We start from the raw sequence: 16754 nt of genomic DNA, 5'->3' as shown, positions 1-16754 counted from the left end.
GATCCTCACACTCAGAGGCGCTCGAATCCACGGCGCAACTCCCAGTCGGTCACCGCCGCGTCGTAGGCCGCCAGCTCCACCCGCCCCATGTTGGCGTAGTGGGCCACCACGTCCGCCCCGAACGCGGTTTCCGCCACCGAACTCCCCGCCCAGAGCGAGGTGGCCTCGCGCAGCGTCCCGGGTACCCGGCCGGCCGTCTCGTCCCGGTAGGCGTTGCCGGCGAACTCGTCCTCCAGGGACAGCTCGTTCTCGATGCCGTGCAGCGCGCCGGCGACCAGTGCGGCGATCGCCAGATACGGGTTGACGTCCCCGCCCGGCACCCGGTTCTCCACCCGCATGCCCTGCCCGTGCCCGGCGATCCGCAGCGCGCAGGTCCGGTTGTCGACACCCCAGCGCAGCGCGGTCGGCGCGAACGAACCGGGCTGGTAGCGCTTGTACGAGTTGATGTTCGGCGCGAAGAGCAGGCTGAACTCGCGCATGGTGGCGAGCAGCCCGGCCAGCACCCGCTGCCCGGTCTCGCTCAGGTGGGCCGGCCCGTCGCCGAGCATCGCCGACCGCCCGTTCTCGTCGCGCAGCGAGAAGTGGATGTGGCAGGAGTTGCCCTCGCGCTCGTTGGGCTTGGCCATGAAGGTCAGCGCCATGCCCTCCTGGGCGGCGATCTCCTTCGCCCCGTTCTTGTAGATCACGTGGTTGTCGGCGCTGGTCAGCGCGTCGGCGTAGCGGAAGGCGATCTCGTGCTGGCCGAAGTTGCACTCGCCCTTGGCGCTCTCCGGGATCAGGCCGGCGCCGTACATCTCGTTGCGGATCCGACGCAGCAGCGGCTCCACCCGGGCGGTGCCGAGCAGCGAGTAATCCACGTTGTACTGGTTGGCCGGGACCAGGTCCCGGTAGTTCTTGCTGAACGCCTGCTCGTAGCTGTCCCGGTAGAGCACGAACTCCAGTTCGGTCCCGGCGTACGCGGTCAGCCCGTGCGCCGCCAGCCGGTCGAGCTGGCGGCGCAGGATCTGCCGGGGTGACGCGTGTACCGGCTGTCCCGCCGTGTCGAGCAGGTCGGCGAGGACCAGCGCGGTGCCGGGCTGCCACGGGACCCGGCGCAACGTGCTGAAGTCGGGCTTCATCACGAAGTCGCCGTAGCCGGTGGACCAGGAGGACATCTCGTAACCGTCGACGGTGTTCATGTCCACGTCGACCGCGAGCAGATAATTGCATCCCTCGCTGCCGCCGGAGACCACCTCGTCCAGGAAGTACCGCCCGTGCAGCCGCTTGCCCTGCAACCGGCCCTGCATGTCGGTCAGGGCCAGCAGCACGGTGTCGATGCTGCCGTTGTCGACGGAGACGTCGAGTTCCTCGAGATCCATGTGTTCAGTCCTATCAGTCGGTGGACTCGCCGTGGGCGGCCTTCTCCAGGAGGTTCTGCTTCGGCCCGGTGAACCACTTCCGGGCACTGGCGAACCACCAGATCGCGGCCGCCCCGAGCACCACCGCCACGGCGACGATCGTGTAGTTGAACGTCTCCGCGGTGATCGGGCTGCCGGGCGGCAGCACGAAGAGCACGCAGATGATCCCTACCCAGACGATGGCGATCCAGCCCACCGGGGCGCTCCACTTACCGAGATTCCACGGGCCGGGCTGGAAGTCCGGGTTGAGCCGGCGCAGCAGGACCGGGCCGACGTAGGCGATGTAGAGGCCGATCACCGCGATCGAGGTGGCGGCGAAGTAGGCGACCGTGTTCCAGAGCGACGGCAGCACCAGGATCGTCGAGAGGGTCACGCACAGCCAGATCGAGTTGGTCGGCGTACCGGTGCGGGGATTGACCTTCTTCCAGATCCGCGAACCGGGGATCGCGTCGTCACGGGCGAAGGCGTAGGACATCCGGGAGTTGGCGGTGACCGACGCCATGCCGCAGAACCACTGCGCCACCATGCAGATGAACAGCAGGAACACGCCCAGGTCGTGGCCGGCCGCGTCGATGAAGATCTGCGCCGGCGGCAGGCCCAGCTCGGTGCCGAGCGCGCCCTCGTAGTCCTGGATGGACCAGGTGATCGCGACCAGCAGCACGAAACCGGCGATCACCGAGACGATCACCGACATCACGATGCCCCGGGGCGCGGCGTTGGCGGCGTCGTGGGTCTCCTCGGCGACGTGCGCGGAGGCGTCGTAGCCGGTGTACGTGTACTGCGCCATCAGCAGACCCATGAGCACCGCGTAGACGCCCGCCCCGGCGAAGGTGAACCCGGTCGCGTTGTAGACCTCGGTGAACACTTCGGAGATGGGTTTGTGCTGGTCGGGGACGACCGCGAGGATGCCGACGATCACCGCGACGCCGATCAGGTGCCACCAGGCGCTGACGTCGGAGAGGACCCGCACCAGGTTGACGCCGAAGGTGTTCAGCAACCCGTGGACGATGATGATGACCAGGAAGATCAGGAACGTCGAGGTCGCCGTCACCTCCAGCCCGAAGGTCAGGCTGAGGAAGGCCGCGGTGGTGATCGCCGCGCCGAAGTCGATGGCCGCGGTCACCGCGACCTCGCCGAGGAAGTTGAACCAGCCGATGAACCAGGCCCAGGCCGGTTTGTTCCTCTTGGCCAGCGCGGCGGCCCACCAGTAGAGGGCACCGGCGGTCGGATAGGCCGAGCAGACCTCGGCCATGGCCAACGCCACGAACGTCACCATGACACCGACGAAGAGCCAGCCCAGGGTGATCGCGACCGGCCCACCGGCCTTCATGGCGATCCCGTACGAGGTGATCGCACCGGCCAGGATGGAGATGATCGAGAAGGAGACGGCGAAGTTGGAGAAGCCGGAGAGCCGGCGGTGGAGTTCCTGCTTGTAGCCGAGTTGGGCGAGTCTTTCCTCGTCGGTGCTCATCTGGGGTGCCCCCTGCTCACGAGAGAGACTGTGACCTGAGCCACTGCTGCGGTCATGATCGCTCCGCCGTGTTACGGCAGTCAATGCACAGGGTTAATTGCGTTGCCTTGTGCGACCCCCGCGGCGATCCTTGATGAGAGCGATCCCTCGGCCGGGATCCGCTGTGGACACCTCTCCGCCGATGGCGGTGCGGGGCGCGGTCACCTCTCTCTTCCTCAGCGCCCGCCCCGTACCGCCGTCGCATCGATGAAAGTGTTTTCGCAGCTCGGCAGGCCTTTCACCGAAAAAATCTACAGCGGCGACTCTAGAAATTTGGCGGCTGGAGGCATATCTTTGTCTTGTCGGTCACGGCCGACAAGCAACTGGCACAGTCGCTGAGTTGGAGGAGGAGGACGAGATACCGCAGCAACGCGTAATCACGACGTCCCCGGCCCGACAAGAGGTGATCGCAGCCGATGCCCATCACTCCGGTCGACTGCTAGCGGCACGCAGCCGGTCGACCACATGCGCCGGCAGAGTCCGGCAACAGAATTGAAAATCCAGGGCCCCGGTTACCCGCCGGGGCCCTGGACTATGGCTGGATGAACACTGTGGATCGCGACAGCCCGGTGTTCAGCATGGGCCGCGCCGCCGAGTCGATCGGTGTGACGCAGGCCTTTCTCCGCAGCCTCGACGAGGCCGGTCTGATCGAGCCGGAGCGCTCGGCCGGCGGTCACCGCCGCTACTCCCGTCACCAACTCGACCTGGCGGCCCGGGTCCGGATACTGCTCGACCAGGGATTCCCACTCACCGCCGCCTGTCGGATCGTCACGCTCGAAGACCGTCTCGAAGCCGCCCACCGGCACATCCGTGAACTCGGCGGCACGATCACCCCCGACCAGGACGCGAGCATCCCCACACAGACCCGGCGCGGTTGAGCCGTACTCGCCGATCCGTGGCATGGTCACCCCATGCCATCGGTGAACCTCGACGACTGGGTACGGCCCGGCCCGACCGCGAAACAGCGGCGGACCGACGTGTGGATCGGACTGGCCGTCGCCGCCGTCGCCGTGGCCAACCTCTTCCTCTCCCGCAACATCAGCACGGTGCGGGTCGACGACGGGGCCTCGGTGGCCGAGCAGATCGCCTGGGTGCTGGCCATCACCCTCCCGCTCACGCTGCGCCGGGCGTACCCCGACGTGGTCGCCGTGATCATCGGCGCCGCCTTCATCGGCGGGCAGGTCCGCGGCTCGCTGGAGCAGCAGGTCACCACCGGTGCCCTGTTCGCGGCGATCTACGCCCTCGGGGCCTGGGGGCGCAACCGGGAACGGGCCCGGGTCCTGCGGCTCGTGATCATCGGCGCGATGTTCGCCTGGATCGTCTTCGTGTTCGTCTTCTTCGCCGGCCAGTTCGGCGGCCACGCCGACAAGGCCTCCCTGGCGTTCAACTGGTTCGTGGTCAACTCGGCGTTCTTCGCCTTCGGCTACCTGATGGGCGACGCCGCCTGGCAGCACGTCAGGCGCAGCCACGCCCTCGAGGAGCAGGCCGCCGAGCTGCGGGCCACCCAGGAGATCGCCGCCGAGCGGGCGGTCCTCGGCGAGCGCGTCCGGATCGCCCGGGAGCTGCACGACGTGGTCGCCCACCACGTGTCGGTGATGGGCATCCAGGCGTCCGCGTGCCGGCGTGCCCTCGACAAGGACCCGGCCCGGGCCCGCACCGCCCTCACCGCGATCGAGGAGGGCGCCCGGACCGCGGTCGACGAGCTGCGCCGCATGCTCGGCGCGCTCCGGGCCACCTCCGCGGCCGCCACCGAGGCGGTGGTGCCGAACGCCGGCGTCGAGCGGCTGGAGGAGATCACCGACCGGGCCCGTGAGGCCGGGCTGACGGTCCGCTACGCCGTCTACGGTGACCCGGTGCCGCTGCCCGAGTCGCTGTCCCAGGCCGTCTACCGGATAGTGCAGGAGGCGGTGACCAACACCCTCAAGCACGCGCACGCCCGAGTCCTCGACGTCCGGGTCCGCTACCTCAGCGGCGAGCTCGAACTCGACGTCACCGACGACGGCCGGGGCGGCTCCCCGTCCGCCGGCGGGATGGGCCTGGTCGGCATGCGGGAGCGGGTGGCGGTGCACGACGGCACGCTGGAGAACGGGCCGCACCCGGACGGCGGCTACCGGGTGCGGGCGCGGTTCCCGTACCCGGCCGGGGTGACGCTGTGACCGTCTCCGTGCTGCTCGCCGACGACCACCAGCTGGTCCGGATCGGCTTCCGGGTCATCCTCGAGATGGAGGACGACATCACCGTGGTCGGCGAGGCCGCCGACGGCGCCCAGGCGGTCGAGATGGCCCTGCGGCTACGGCCCGACGTGGTGCTGATGGACGTCGAGATGCCCGGTGTGGACGGTCTGGAGGCGACCCGGCGGATCACCGCCGAGGGCGGCCCGTCGGTGCTGATCCTGACCACCTTCGACCGCGACGACTACCTGTTCGCGGCGCTGCGCGCCGGCGCGAGCGGCTTCCTGCTCAAGAACGGCACACCAGAGGCCTTGACCGAGGCGGTACGGGTGATCGCCGCCGGTGAGGCGCTGCTCGCCCCGGCCGTCACCAGGCGGGTCATCTCCACCTTCACCACACCGGACACCGCCGGGGTACGCCTGGACCAGCTGACCCCACGTGAGCACGAGGTACTGGTCCTGCTGGCCGGCGGTGCCACCAACGCGGAGATCGCGACCACCCTGCGCCTCGGCGAGACGACGGTGAAGACGCACGTCAGCCGGGTGCTCATGAAGATCGGCGCCCGCGACCGTACCCAGGCCGTGGTGCTGGCGTACGAGCTCGGTGTGGTCCGCCCCGGCGGTTGAGGGTCCTTCTGGAGGATGACGTCCCGCGCCGGACGACAGACCCATCGACGCTGATCTAGCGTCAAGGTCATGACAACAGTCCTGAACGTGGAGGCCGTGAACCGGTCCTTCGGGGAGCGGCAGGTCCTCAAGGACGTGTCGTTCACGGTGGACTCCGGCCGGCTCACCGGTTTCGTCGGCGCGAACGGCGCCGGCAAGACCACCACCATGCGGATCATCCTGGGCGTGCTCGCCGCCGACACCGGTTCGGTGACCTGGCGCGGCAACGCCATCAGCAAGAACGACAGGCAGCTGTTCGGCTACATGCCCGAGGAGCGTGGGCTCTACCCGAAGATGACCGTCGGCGAGCAGGTCGTCTACCTGGGCCGACTCCACGGGCTGAGCGCGGCCGACGCCAAGCGCCGCACCGCCACCCTGCTGGAGCGCCTGGAGCTGGCCGAACGCGCCGGTGACCCGGTGGAGAAACTGTCGCTCGGCAACCAGCAGCGGGCCCAGATCGCCGCGGCTCTGGTGCACGACCCGGAGCTGCTGGTCCTGGACGAGCCGTTCTCCGGTCTCGACCCGATCGCGGTGGAGACCGTGCTGGCCGTGCTCCGCGAACGGGCCCGTACCGGCGCCGCCGTCCTCTTCTCCAGCCACCAGCTGGAAGTGGTCGAGCGTCTCTGCGACGACCTGGTGATCATCGCCGACGGCACGGTCCGCGCCGCCGGATCCCGGACCGGGCTGCGCGAGCAGTACGCGCTGCCCCGCTTCCGGATCGAGGTGGACGGTGACGCCGGCTGGCTGCGTGACGAGCCGGGTGTGACGCTGCTCGAACTGGACGGCGCGCAGGCCGTCTTCGACCTGACCGACGGCGCCGACGAGCAGGCGGTGCTCCGGGCCGCTCTGGGCCGTGGCCCGGTCCGCTCCTTCGGCCCGGTCCGCCCCTCGCTCGCCGAGATCTTCCGAGAGGTTATCCAGTGACCACGTTCCAGGCCGCCAAGCTGGTCTTCGGACGCGAGATCCGCGCCAAGCTCCGGGACAAGGCGTTCATCTTCAGCACGGTGTCGTTCCTGGTGGTCCTGATCGCGTCGATCGCGATCCCGGCCATGCTCAGCAGCGGCCCGACCAAGGTCGCGGTGGTCGACAGCACCTACTCCGCGGTCCTGCGCGCGGCTCAGTTGGAGGTCCAGGAGGTCACCGACCCGGCCGTCGCGGAGCAGCTGCTGCGCGACGGTGAGGTGGAGGCCGTGGTGCTGCCCGGTCCCAAGGTGCAGGCCATGGAGGACGCGCCGAGCGAGGTGCTGAACGCCCTGAGCACCGTTCCGCCGGTGGAACTGCTCGCCCCGCCCGCGTTCGACGAGTTCATCTCGATCTTCGTGCCGCTGGCCCTGGCGATGCTCTGCTACATCACGTCCCTGCTCTTCGGTCTGCAGATCGCGCAGAGCGTGGTGGAGGAGAAGCAGACCCGGATCGTCGAGATCCTGGTCGCCACCATCCCGGCCAAGGCGCTGCTGGCCGGCAAGATCGCCGCGATGACACTGCTGGCGTTCGCCCAGATCGCGCTGCTCTCGGTGATCGCGCTGATCGGCACGACGGTGGCCGACCTGGACGCCGGGGCGATCAGCGCCCTACGGCCGGCGCTCGGCTGGTTCCTGCCGTTCTTCGTCCTCGGCTTCGTCATGCTGGCCACCCTGTGGGCCGCGGTCGGCGCGCTGGCGGCCCGGCAGGAGGACCTGGGCAGCACGTCCGGCACGGTGCAGATGGCGGTGCTGATCCCGTTCTTCGCGGTGCTCTTCCTGCGGGACAACGACACCGCCCTGACGGCGCTCTCCTACTTCCCGTTGTCCTCGCCGATGGCGATGCCGATCCGGATCTTCGAGAACACGGCGGCCGCCTGGGAGCCGTTCGTGGCGCTGGGTGTGCTGGCTCTGAGCGCGGCGGGGATGCTCGCCATCGGCGCCCGGATTTACCACGGCTCGCTGCTGCGGACCAACGGCAAGACGTCGTTCGCGACCGCTTGGCGTACCCGGAGCACGGTCGGCTGAGCCGGGCGGTGCGGGATGTCCCGGTGGGATATCCCGCACCTCGGCTGAAGTGTTGGACATCACGCCGATCAGCCCGGCAGGATCGAGGTCATGTCGATGCGATGGGGCATGACCGTGCCGTTCAGCGGCGTACCACTCTCCGAGCACGCCGCCGTCTTCTCCGCTCTGGCCGACGCGGGTTTCACCGACGCCTGGTCGGCCGAGGTGAACGGCACCGACGGCTTCACTCCGTTGACGCTGGCCGCCGCCTGGGAGCCCCGGCTGCGCCTCGGCACCGCCATCGCCCCGGCCTTCACCCGCGGTCCCGGCCTGCTGGCGATGACCGCGGCCGCGCTGGCCGAGGCCGCGCCGGGCCGGTTCCAGCTCGGCATCGGCGCGTCCTCGCCGGTGGTCGTCGGCGACTGGAACGCGGTCGACTTCGAGCGGCCGTTCGCCCGCAGTCGGGACGTTCTCCGGTTCGTCCGGTCGGCCCTCGCCGGCGAGCTGGTCGACGGCGACTTCGACACGTTCTCGGTGCGCCGGTTCCGGCTGGAGCGCCCGCCCGCGACACCGCCGGGAATCCTGCTGGCCGCGCTACGCCCGGGCATGCTGCGACTGGCCGCCGCCGAGGCGGACGGTGTGATCCTCAACTGGCTGTCGGCCGCCGACGTGACCACCGCGGTGGCCGAGACCAAGGAGGCCGGGGCGGGCTTCGACGTGGCCGCCCGGATCTTCGTGATCCCGACCGAGGACGCCGGGTATGCCCGTACCGTCGGCCGTCGCATGATCACCGCCTACCTCACGGTTCCGGCCTATGCGGCCTTCCACCGCTGGCTCGGCCGCGAGGAACTGCTCGCTCCGATGTGGCAGGCCTGGCAGTCCGGTGACCGCAAGGGCGCGCTGGCCGCGATCCCGGATTCGCTGGTCGACGAGCTGATCGTGCACGGCTCCCCGGCCGAGTGCCGGGCCCGGGTCCAGGCCTACGCCGACGCGGGTGTGACGGTCCCGGTCATGGCGCTGACCCCGACCCCCGAGTTGGAGCGGGGTGGCCTGCCCGCCCTCCTCGACCTGATCGCCGCCCTCGGCCGCTGACGTCAGGCACTGTCCAGCGCTTCACGGAGACGCTCCAGCAACTCGGGCTGGGTGAACGGCTTCGTGATCAGGATGGTGTCGGCGTCCAGGGTGCCCTCGCCGGTGATGAACGGCTGGGCGTACCCGGACATGAAGACTACGGGCAGGCCGGGCCGGGCCTCCCGGACGTGTTCGGCGAGCTGGCGACCGTGCATGTGGGGCATCACCACATCGGTGAGCAGCAGGTCGATGTGCTGGGTTGCGTCCTGGACGATCTTGAGGGCTTCCGGGCCGCCGGCCGCGCTCAGCACGTGGTAGCCGTTGCGGGTCAGGATCCGCTCGGTGACGGCTCGTAGGGCGTCCTCGTCCTCGACGACCAGGATCGTCTCGCCGCCGCGCTGCAACTGGGCGAGACCGGCCGGCGCGCTGACCGGTGCCGGCAGCTCCTGGGTGACCGGCAGCAGGGCGGTGACGACGGTTCCGGCGCCGACCGTGGAGTACACGGACGCATGACCGCCGGCCTGGGTGACGATGCCGTAGACGGTGGCCAGCCCGAGTCCGGTCCCCTCCCCCGGCGCCTTCGTGGTGAAGAACGGCTCGAAGACGCGTTCCAGCACGTCGGGCGGTATCCCGGTGCCGGTGTCGGCGACCCGCAGGCGTACGTAACGGCCGGGTGGGGCGGGCGGCCGGATCCGGGCGGCCTCGTCGGCGGCGAGCTCCTGATTACCGGTGTGGACGGTGAGCGTGCCTCCGCCGGGCATCGCGTCCCGGGCGTTGACCGCGAGATTGACCAGGACCTGTTCGATCTGCCCGGGGTCGGCGAGGACCGGCCACAGCCGTGGTTCCAGATCGGCGTGCAGCTGGATGTGCTCGCCGAGTGTTCGTAGCAGGAGCTGTTCCACCTCACGGATCACCACGTTGAGGTCGAGGACGCGGGGCCGGACCACCTCGCGGCGGCCGAACGCGAGCAGCTGGTGGGTGAGCTCGGTGGCCCGGCGGCCGGCCCGCAGCACCTGCTGGAGGTCGCGGGAGGCCTGCGGCCAGGCGCTGTCCGGGTCGGCGTCGGCCGCTTCCTGGATCTGCTCGGCGACGAAGCCGGCGTAGTTGAGCATCACCGCGAGCAGGTTGTTGAAGTCGTGGGCGACGCCGCCGGCCAACTGCCCGAGGCTCTCCAGTCGTTGGGACTGCTGGAGCTGGGCTTCCAGACGTTCCCGTTCGGCGGCCGCGGCGAGGCGTTCCCCCTCGGCCTCCAGGCGCTGGCGTTCGGCCTGGGCCTCGATGCGCTCGCTGACGTCGCGGATGGCGGCCGAGACGATCAGGCCGTCCTCGGTCTCCAGCGCGGAGAGGCTGATCTCGGCGGGGAACTCGGTGCCGTCACGCCGCCGGGCACGCAGGGCGGTGCCGGAGCCCATCGGCCGCGGGCGGGGGTCGGTGAAGTAGCGGTGTCGCAGGTCCGGGTGCCGGGCCCGGGCCGACTCCGGCACGAGCGTCTCGATGGGTCGGCCCAGCAACTCACTGCGCTGGTACCCGAACAGTCGCTCGGCCTGGGCGTTGACCAGGGTGATCCGGCCGTCGGCGGCGACACCCACGATGGCGTCCGGCGCGGCCTCCAGCAGGCCCTGGAACTTGGCCTCGCGGCGGACCCGGTCGCTGACGTCACGGACCGCGGCGACGATCATGCCGCCGGACGCGAGGGCGGAGAGGGAGATCTCGGCGGGAAACTCGCTACCGTCACGCCGCCGGGCGGCGAGCGGGACACCGGCGCCCATCGGGCGGGGACGAAGATCACGGAGGTACGCGAGACGATGCCCCGGATGCCGGTCGCGGAATCGTTCCGGAACCAGGAGCTCGATGGACTGCCCGAGCAGGTCACTTCGTTCGTAACCGAACATGCGGACGGTCTGCGCGTTGACGACGGCTATCCGGCCGTCCCGGTCGACCGCGATGATCGCGTCGGGTGCGGCCTCCAGGAGACCGATCACCACGGCGTCGGAGGGTTCGCTCAACCCGCACCTCGCCCCCGGTCCGCGCGCATCGCCAGCACCATCGAGGGTAGGGGGCGGTGGAACCCTCGGTGCAGGCTTTGCGCAGGTCACAGCACGAGGCACGCCCGGGCGCCCCGGACGTGCCTCGGTCAGCCGCGGCGGTTCACTCGCTTTCGGCGAGGATCGCGTAGAGCTTGCGCTTCGTCTCGCCGAGCACCTCCAGCGCCTTCTGGCGCTGCTCGGCGGTGCCACTGAAGCCGACCTGCTTGAGCGCGCCCATGATGCCGACCGCCGCGTCGCGGAAGTCCTGCACCTGGGACATGGTGTCGGCGCCGATCTGGGACCACGGCGGGTTCTGGGCGGCGGTCTCGGCCTCGGGCCGGCCGTCCTCGGTGAGCCGGTAGCTCTTGCGGCCGCCCTCGGCGGTGACCTCGATCAGGCCCTCGTCCTCGAGCAGCTGGAGGGTCGGATAGACCGACCCGGGGCTGGGCCGCCAGATCCCGCCGGTACGCGCGTCGAGCTCCTGAATCATCTCGTAGCCGTGCATCGGCCGCTCGAGCAGGAGCGCGAGGATCGCGGGCCGGACGTTCTGTCGCCCACCTCGCCCACCTCGCCGTGGACCTCTGCCGAACTCGGGCGGAGGGAAACCGGGGCCGCCCGGGCCGCCGGGGCCGCCGAAGGGGAATCCGGGCGGAAAGCCGAAACCGCGTCTGCGGAACTCGCCGGGCCACCCGTGTCCACCGTGTCCGCGCTCGCCATGCATGTGCCTCATGACCTTCTCCGTTCTGTCGTCGATAGTTAGACGATATATCGGCAACGTGTCGTCGGCAAGGGTTTCTGAGATCGCGGGGTTGCGGCACGTGTCGAAGCGCCGCTATCTGGCAATGTGGTACCTGTGTTGACGGTGCCCATTCGCCAGCTCGGTGAGCCCGAGCGCGCGGCCGTCGAGCGGATCCTCGACGCCGACCCCTACGCGGGCGCCCAGATCGCGGAGCGTGTCGCCGCACACGGGCTGAACTGGTGGCGGTCCGACGGGCGGATCTACGGCTATGAGCCGCGCCGACAGATCGAGTCGATCATCTGGTCCGGGGCGCATCTGGTGCCGGTCGGCGCGACGCCGCCGGCCACCGCGGCCTTCGCCGATCTGCTCGGCGCCGAGCCGCGGATCTGCTCGTCGATCATCGGCCGCTCGGAGGCCGTGCTGGACCTGTGGGACCGGCTCGGCGGTAACTGGGGGCCGGCCCGTGACGTGCGGCCGCATCAGCCCCTGCTGGTCACCGATCGGGATGCGGCGGTCCGCCCGGATCCGGCGGTCCGACTGGTCCGCTCCGGCGAGGTCGACCAGCTCTTTCCGGCCGCCGTGGCGATGTACACCGAGGAGGTCGGGGTCTCGCCGATGCAGGATGACAACGGGCGAGGCTACCGGCGGCGGATCGCCGAGCTGGTGAAGACGAAACGGGCCTACGCCAGGTTCGAGGGCGACCTGGTGATCTTCAAGGCCGAGCTGGCGATCGTCACCCGGCGAACCACCCAGGTGCAGGGCGTCTGGGTCCACCCGGACTATCGAGGCCAGGGCCTGGGCACCGCGGCGATGGCGGCGGTGGTCGCCGACGCGCTACGCCGGGTCGCCCCCACGGTCAGCCTCTACGTGAACGACTACAACACCTCAGCGCGGCGCGTCTACGCGAACTGCGGCTTCATCTCAGCCGGCAGCTTCGCCACAGTCCTGTTCTGAAAAGAAGAAGGGCCCCCGAGGGGGCCCTTCAGAAGATCAGTGCACCGTCACCGTCGGGCCGGGGAGCAGCTCCCTCAGCTCGTCGGGGAGTTCGGCGCCCATCTCGTCGGCCAGGCGCAGAGCTTCCTCGACCAGGGTCTCCACGATGATCGCCTCGGGAACGGTCTTGATGACCTTGCCCTTCACGAAGATCTGGCCCTTGCCGTTACCGGAGGCCACACCGAGGTCGGCCTCGCGGGCCTCGCCCGGCCCGTTGACGACACAGCCCATGACTGCCACCCGCAGCGGGACCGGGAAGCCGTCGAGGGCCGCGGTGACCTGCTCGGCGAGGGTGTAGACGTCGACCTGGGCCCGGCCGCAGGACGGGCAGGAGACGATCTCCAGGCCCCGCTCGCGCAGACCCAGCGACTCCAGGATCTGGTTGCCGACCTTGATCTCCTCGACCGGCGGGGCGGACAGCGACACCCGGATGGTGTCACCGATGCCCTCGGCGAGCAGCGCGCCGAACGCGACGGCGCTCTTGATCGTGCCCTGGAACGCCGGGCCGGCCTCGGTCACGCCGAGGTGCAGCGGGTAGTCGCACTGCTCGGCGAGCTGCCGGTAGGCCCGGATCATGACGACCGGGTCGTTGTGCTTCACCGAGATCTTGATGTCCCGAAAACCGTGCTCCTCGAAGAGCGAACACTCCCAGAGCGCCGACTCGACCAGCGCCTCGGCGGTGGCCTTGCCGTACTTCTCCAGCAGCCGCTTGTCGAGCGAGCCCGCATTGACGCCGATCCGGATCGGGATCCCGGCGTCACCGGCCGCCTTCGCGATCTCCTTGACCTTGTCGTCGAACTGGCGGATGTTGCCCGGGTTGACCCGGACCGCGGCACAGCCGGCGTCGATCGCGGCGAACACGTACTTGGGCTGGAAGTGGATGTCGGCGATCACCGGCAGCTGCGACTTCTTGGCGATCGCGGGCAGCGCCTCGACGTCGTCCTGGGACGGCACGGCGACCCGGACGATCTGGCAGCCGGCCGCGGTCAACTCGGCGATCTGCTGGAGGGTCGAGTTGACGTCCGAGGTGAGGGTCGTCGTCATCGACTGGACGCTGACCGGGGCCCCGCCACCGACCAGCACACCCCCGACGTTGATCTGGCGGCTCTGCCGGCGCGGAGCCAGGGGCGGTGGGGGTACCGCAGGCATTCCGAGACTGATCGCGGTCATTGGGGGTAACTCCCGGCCTTCCATGGTGCTTGGACGAGGTGAGCCCGGAGGAGGCTCACGGGAAGATCGTAATCGGGTTGATGATGTCAGCGGTCGCCGTCAACAGGGTGAACGCACCACCGATCAGGATGACCGCGTACGTCAACGGCATGAGTTTGTAGTAGTCCACCCGGCCCGGATCGGGCCGCCGGAGCGCACGGTACAGCCGGGAGCGCAGGGCCTCGAACCAGGCGATGGCGATGTGCCCACCGTCGACCGGCAGCAACGGCAGCAGGTTGAACAGGCCGATGAACACGTTCAGCGAGATGAAGACACCCCAGAAGACCTCGGGCACGCCCCGCTCGAGGGCCTCGCCACCGATCCGGCTGGCGCCGATGACACTGATCGGGGTGTCCGGGTCACGCTCGTCGCCGGTGATCGAGTTCCACAGGGCGGGGATCTTCTCCGGGATCCGGGCCATCGCCTGCATCGAGTTCTCGACGAGGAACCAGTTGTACTCACCGGAGGCCGGGATCGCACTGAGCCCGTTGTAGTGGATCACCGCTGGCTGGTCGGTGGTCCGGCTCACCCCGGCCACGGCGACCGTGGAGATCGGGCCGGCCGGGTCGTCGATCGGGCGCCGCTCGGCGGAGACCAGGTTGACGGTCGCCGTGGCCGGCTGGCCGGCACGCGTGTACTCGAAGACGGTCGGCCCGGCCGGTGCGGCCCGGATGGTGTCGGTGAGCTGCCCGTAGTTGGCCACCGGGGTGGCGCCGACCTTGGTGATCACGTCGCCGGTCTGCAGGCCGGCGGCCTGCGCGGGGCCGGCGACGGCGCTCGCCACACCCGGCTTGCACTCGGTGCTGGTGTCGCTCAGCGAGGTCGGGACGCACTCGGCGACCCGGATCATGGCCGGCGCGGCCCGCACCTCGGCGTCGGTCCGCGGGAGATCCATGTTCGGCAGGCCGATCGCCCACGCCATCACCCAGGCGCCGATCAGGGCCAGCGCGAAGTGTGTGATCGAGCCGGCGGCCATCACGACGGTCCGCTTCCAGACCGGGAACCGCCACATGGCGCGGTGCTGGTCCTCCGGGGCGACGTCGTCGTCCTGCGGCGTCATGCCGACGATCTTGCAGAAACCGCCGAGCGGGATGAGCTTCAGGCCGTACTCGGTCTCACCACGGTGAAACGAGAAGATGGTCGGGCCGAAGCCGACGAAGTACTTCGTGACCTTCATCCCGAAGCGCTTGCCGGTGATCATGTGTCCCAGCTCGTGCAGGCTCACCGAGATCAGAATCGTCAGCGCGAAGGCTGCGCACCCCAGCCAGAACAGCATCAGGCTCCTTCAGCCACAGTCTCGATGGTCCGCTGCGCCTGGGCACGCGCCCATGCTTCCGCGGCAAGCACGTCATCGACGGTACCCGGCTCCCCGAAATCCGGGGCCGCTGCCAGCACCTGCTCCAGCGTGTCGACGATGCCCAAGAACGGTAGCCGACCGGAGACGAAAGCGGCCACACACTCCTCGTTCGCCGCGTTGTAGACGGCCGGTCGGCAGCGCCCGTCCCGGCCTGCCTGTTTCGCCAGCTCGACCGCCGGAAACGCCTCGTGGTCGAGGGGCCGGAGCTCCCAGTTGTGGGCCTGTGTCCAGTCCACCGCGGCGGCCGCCGACGGCACCCGCTCCGGCCAGGCCAGGGCGAGCGCGATCGGCAGCCGCATGTCCGGCGGGCTGGCCTGGGCGAGGGTCGACCCGTCGGTGAACTCGACCAGCGAGTGCAGGACCGACTGGGGGTGGACCATCACCTCGATGTCGTCGTAGGGCACCCCGAACAGCTCGTGTGCCTCGATCACCTCGAGCGCCTTGTTCACCATGGTGGCCGAGTTGATCGTGACGACCGGCCCCATGTCCCAGGTCGGGTGCTTGAGCGCCTCCTCGGGTGTGACGTTCGTCAGCTCCTCGCGCCGCCGGCCGCGGAACGCCCCGCCGCTGGCGGTGAGCACGAGCCGCCGCACCTCGGCCGCGGTGCCGCCGCGCAGGCACTGGGCCAGCGCCGAATGCTCCGAGTCGACCGGGACGATCTGCCCCTCCTTGGCGATCCGCCGGACCAGGGGCCCGCCGGCGACCAGGGACTCCTTGTTGGCCAGCGCGAGGATCCGGCCGGACTCCAGTGCGGCCAGGGTGGGCGCCAGACCGAGGCTGCCGACCACGCCGTTGAGCACCACGTCACAGGGCCACCGGGCGAGCTCGGTCATCGCGTCCGGCCCGGCGACGATCTTGGGAAGTTTGAAGTCGCCGGTCGCCCAGCCGCGTTTCTGGGCCTCGGCGTAGAAGGCGAGCTGCAGATCCTGGGTGACCGACGAACGGGCCACGCCGACCACCTCGACGCCCAGTTCGAGGGCCTGTGCGGCGAGCAAGGCGACGTTGCCGCCGCCGGCGCCGAGGGCCACCACCCGGAACCGGTCCGGGTTGCGCCGGACGATGTCGATGGCCTGGGTGCCGATGGACCCGGTGGAGCCGAGCAGTACGAGGTCTCGCATGCCGCCCATTCTCGCGGACGGCTATCCGCGCCGGACGTGCGCCCGCACGTACTCGGTGACCTCGGCGGCCGTCTCCGGTGGCAGGGAGCCGGTCGGCACGGCGTAGAAGCCGGTCTGCCCGGTCCGGGCGATGAGCAGGCCGGGCGCCTCGTCGAGCCGGTCCACGGCGATCCACCGTACGAAGAACTCGGTCAGGTCGTTGGTCATCCGAATGCCCTGGTCGTCGATCCGGTACTCGGTGGGACGGGTGAGCATGCCCTGGATCTTCGCGACCACGACCCGGACCGTGATCTCCGGCACCACCAGAATGCAGGCCAGGCCGAACAGCACCGTGAAGATCCGCAGGACGAGCTCTTCGTCGAGCGAGAAGACCAGGCCGAACACGATCAGCAGCGCGCCGGCCAGCCGGAAGAGCCGGAGCTGGCCGCGCATGAAACGCCGGATCGAGACCAGGAGCTGCTGCCGGGTCGGGTGCGCGGAGAACGAGAAGCCCGTTTCGGTGTCCACGAATGCGAGATCCTAGTGATCTG

15 protein-coding genes are annotated in these 16754 nt (G+C 69.8%); 7 read left to right on the top strand and 8 right to left on the bottom strand.

Features of this window, described 5'->3' with window-relative positions:
- Window positions 1-11 precede the first annotated feature (11 nt).
- Together Q0Z83_RS49755 and Q0Z83_RS49750 are read right to left on the bottom strand one after the other, a co-directional pair.
- The gene (locus Q0Z83_RS49755) at window positions 12-1358 is read right to left on the bottom strand and encodes a glutamine synthetase family protein (RefSeq protein ID WP_317790569.1); all 1347 of its coding nucleotides are present in this window, start codon (window positions 1356-1358) and stop codon (window positions 12-14) included.
- A gap of 13 nt (window positions 1359-1371) precedes the next feature.
- Complete coding sequence (locus tag Q0Z83_RS49750) at window positions 1372-2868, bottom strand: amino acid permease (RefSeq protein ID WP_317790568.1); 1497 nt, start codon at window positions 2866-2868, stop codon at window positions 1372-1374.
- A 581-nt stretch (window positions 2869-3449) separates the two neighbouring features.
- On the opposite strand from Q0Z83_RS49750, the gene Q0Z83_RS49745 reads away from it, so the two are divergent.
- The 6 genes from Q0Z83_RS49745 to Q0Z83_RS49720 all read left to right on the top strand — a co-directional run bounded on the left by Q0Z83_RS49745 (window position 3450) and on the right by Q0Z83_RS49720 (window position 8802).
- Window positions 3450-3785 carry a MerR family transcriptional regulator gene (locus Q0Z83_RS49745; protein WP_317790567.1) on the top strand — a complete coding sequence of 112 codons (336 nt, stop codon included), beginning with the start codon at window positions 3450-3452 and terminating at the stop codon, window positions 3783-3785.
- A 33-nt stretch (window positions 3786-3818) separates the two neighbouring features.
- Window positions 3819-5063 carry a sensor histidine kinase gene (locus tag Q0Z83_RS49740; RefSeq protein ID WP_317790566.1) on the top strand — a complete coding sequence of 415 codons (1245 nt, stop codon included), beginning with the start codon at window positions 3819-3821 and terminating at the stop codon, window positions 5061-5063.
- Window positions 5060-5704: a response regulator gene (locus Q0Z83_RS49735; RefSeq protein ID WP_317790565.1), complete on the top strand. Its 645-nt coding sequence runs from the start codon at window positions 5060-5062 to the stop codon at window positions 5702-5704. Before Q0Z83_RS49740 ends, Q0Z83_RS49735 begins: the two co-directional genes overlap by 4 nt.
- A 69-nt stretch (window positions 5705-5773) precedes the next feature.
- Window positions 5774-6667 (top strand): ABC transporter ATP-binding protein, encoded by an 894-nt coding sequence (locus Q0Z83_RS49730; protein ID WP_317790564.1) that lies wholly within the window; start codon window positions 5774-5776, stop codon window positions 6665-6667.
- Window positions 6664-7731 (top strand): ABC transporter permease, encoded by a 1068-nt coding sequence (locus tag Q0Z83_RS49725; protein WP_317790563.1) that lies wholly within the window; start codon window positions 6664-6666, stop codon window positions 7729-7731. Before Q0Z83_RS49730 ends, Q0Z83_RS49725 begins: the two co-directional genes overlap by 4 nt.
- Before the next feature lie 108 nt (window positions 7732-7839).
- Window positions 7840-8802, top strand: a complete 963-nt coding sequence (locus Q0Z83_RS49720) for an LLM class F420-dependent oxidoreductase (RefSeq protein ID WP_317797343.1) — start codon at window positions 7840-7842, stop codon at window positions 8800-8802.
- A 2-nt stretch (window positions 8803-8804) separates the two neighbouring features.
- On the opposite strand, the gene Q0Z83_RS49715 is transcribed toward Q0Z83_RS49720, so the two are convergent.
- Entirely contained in the window at window positions 8805-10787 is a 1983-nt protein-coding gene (locus Q0Z83_RS49715; RefSeq protein ID WP_317790562.1) for a hybrid sensor histidine kinase/response regulator, read from the bottom strand.
- 142 nt (window positions 10788-10929) lie between these two features.
- Window positions 10930-11538, bottom strand: a complete 609-nt coding sequence (locus Q0Z83_RS49710) for a PadR family transcriptional regulator (protein ID WP_317790561.1) — start codon at window positions 11536-11538, stop codon at window positions 10930-10932.
- A 123-nt stretch (window positions 11539-11661) separates the two neighbouring features.
- Here Q0Z83_RS49710 and Q0Z83_RS49705 point away from each other — a divergent pair, with 123 nt between their 5' ends.
- Window positions 11662-12501, top strand: coding sequence for a GNAT family N-acetyltransferase (locus tag Q0Z83_RS49705; RefSeq protein ID WP_317790560.1), 840 nt, complete (start codon window positions 11662-11664; stop codon window positions 12499-12501).
- A gap of 36 nt (window positions 12502-12537) precedes the next feature.
- On the opposite strand, the gene ispG is transcribed toward Q0Z83_RS49705, so the two are convergent.
- Genes ispG through Q0Z83_RS49685 form a run of 4 tightly spaced genes read right to left on the bottom strand, consistent with a single transcriptional unit; the run spans window position 12538 to window position 16731 of the window.
- A complete protein-coding gene (ispG, locus tag Q0Z83_RS49700; protein WP_317790559.1) occupies window positions 12538-13710 on the bottom strand; it encodes a flavodoxin-dependent (E)-4-hydroxy-3-methylbut-2-enyl-diphosphate synthase in 1173 nt (390 codons plus the stop codon).
- 55 nt (window positions 13711-13765) lie between these two features.
- Complete coding sequence (locus Q0Z83_RS49695) at window positions 13766-15025, bottom strand: M50 family metallopeptidase (RefSeq protein WP_317790558.1); 1260 nt, start codon at window positions 15023-15025, stop codon at window positions 13766-13768.
- Entirely contained in the window at window positions 15025-16233 is a 1209-nt protein-coding gene (gene dxr / locus Q0Z83_RS49690) for a 1-deoxy-D-xylulose-5-phosphate reductoisomerase (protein WP_317790557.1), read from the bottom strand. The genes Q0Z83_RS49695 and dxr overlap by 1 nt, the downstream gene beginning before the upstream one ends.
- Before the next feature lie 12 nt (window positions 16234-16245).
- Entirely contained in the window at window positions 16246-16731 is a 486-nt protein-coding gene (locus Q0Z83_RS49685) for a YcxB family protein (protein ID WP_317790556.1), read from the bottom strand.
- Between the last annotated feature and the right edge of the window lie 23 nt (window positions 16732-16754).

It is taken from the genome of Actinoplanes sichuanensis (genome assembly GCF_033097365.1).
GTDB classification, from domain to species: domain Bacteria; phylum Actinomycetota; class Actinomycetes; order Mycobacteriales; family Micromonosporaceae; genus Actinoplanes; species Actinoplanes sichuanensis.
This window is presented reverse-complemented; position numbering and strand designations above follow the sequence as displayed.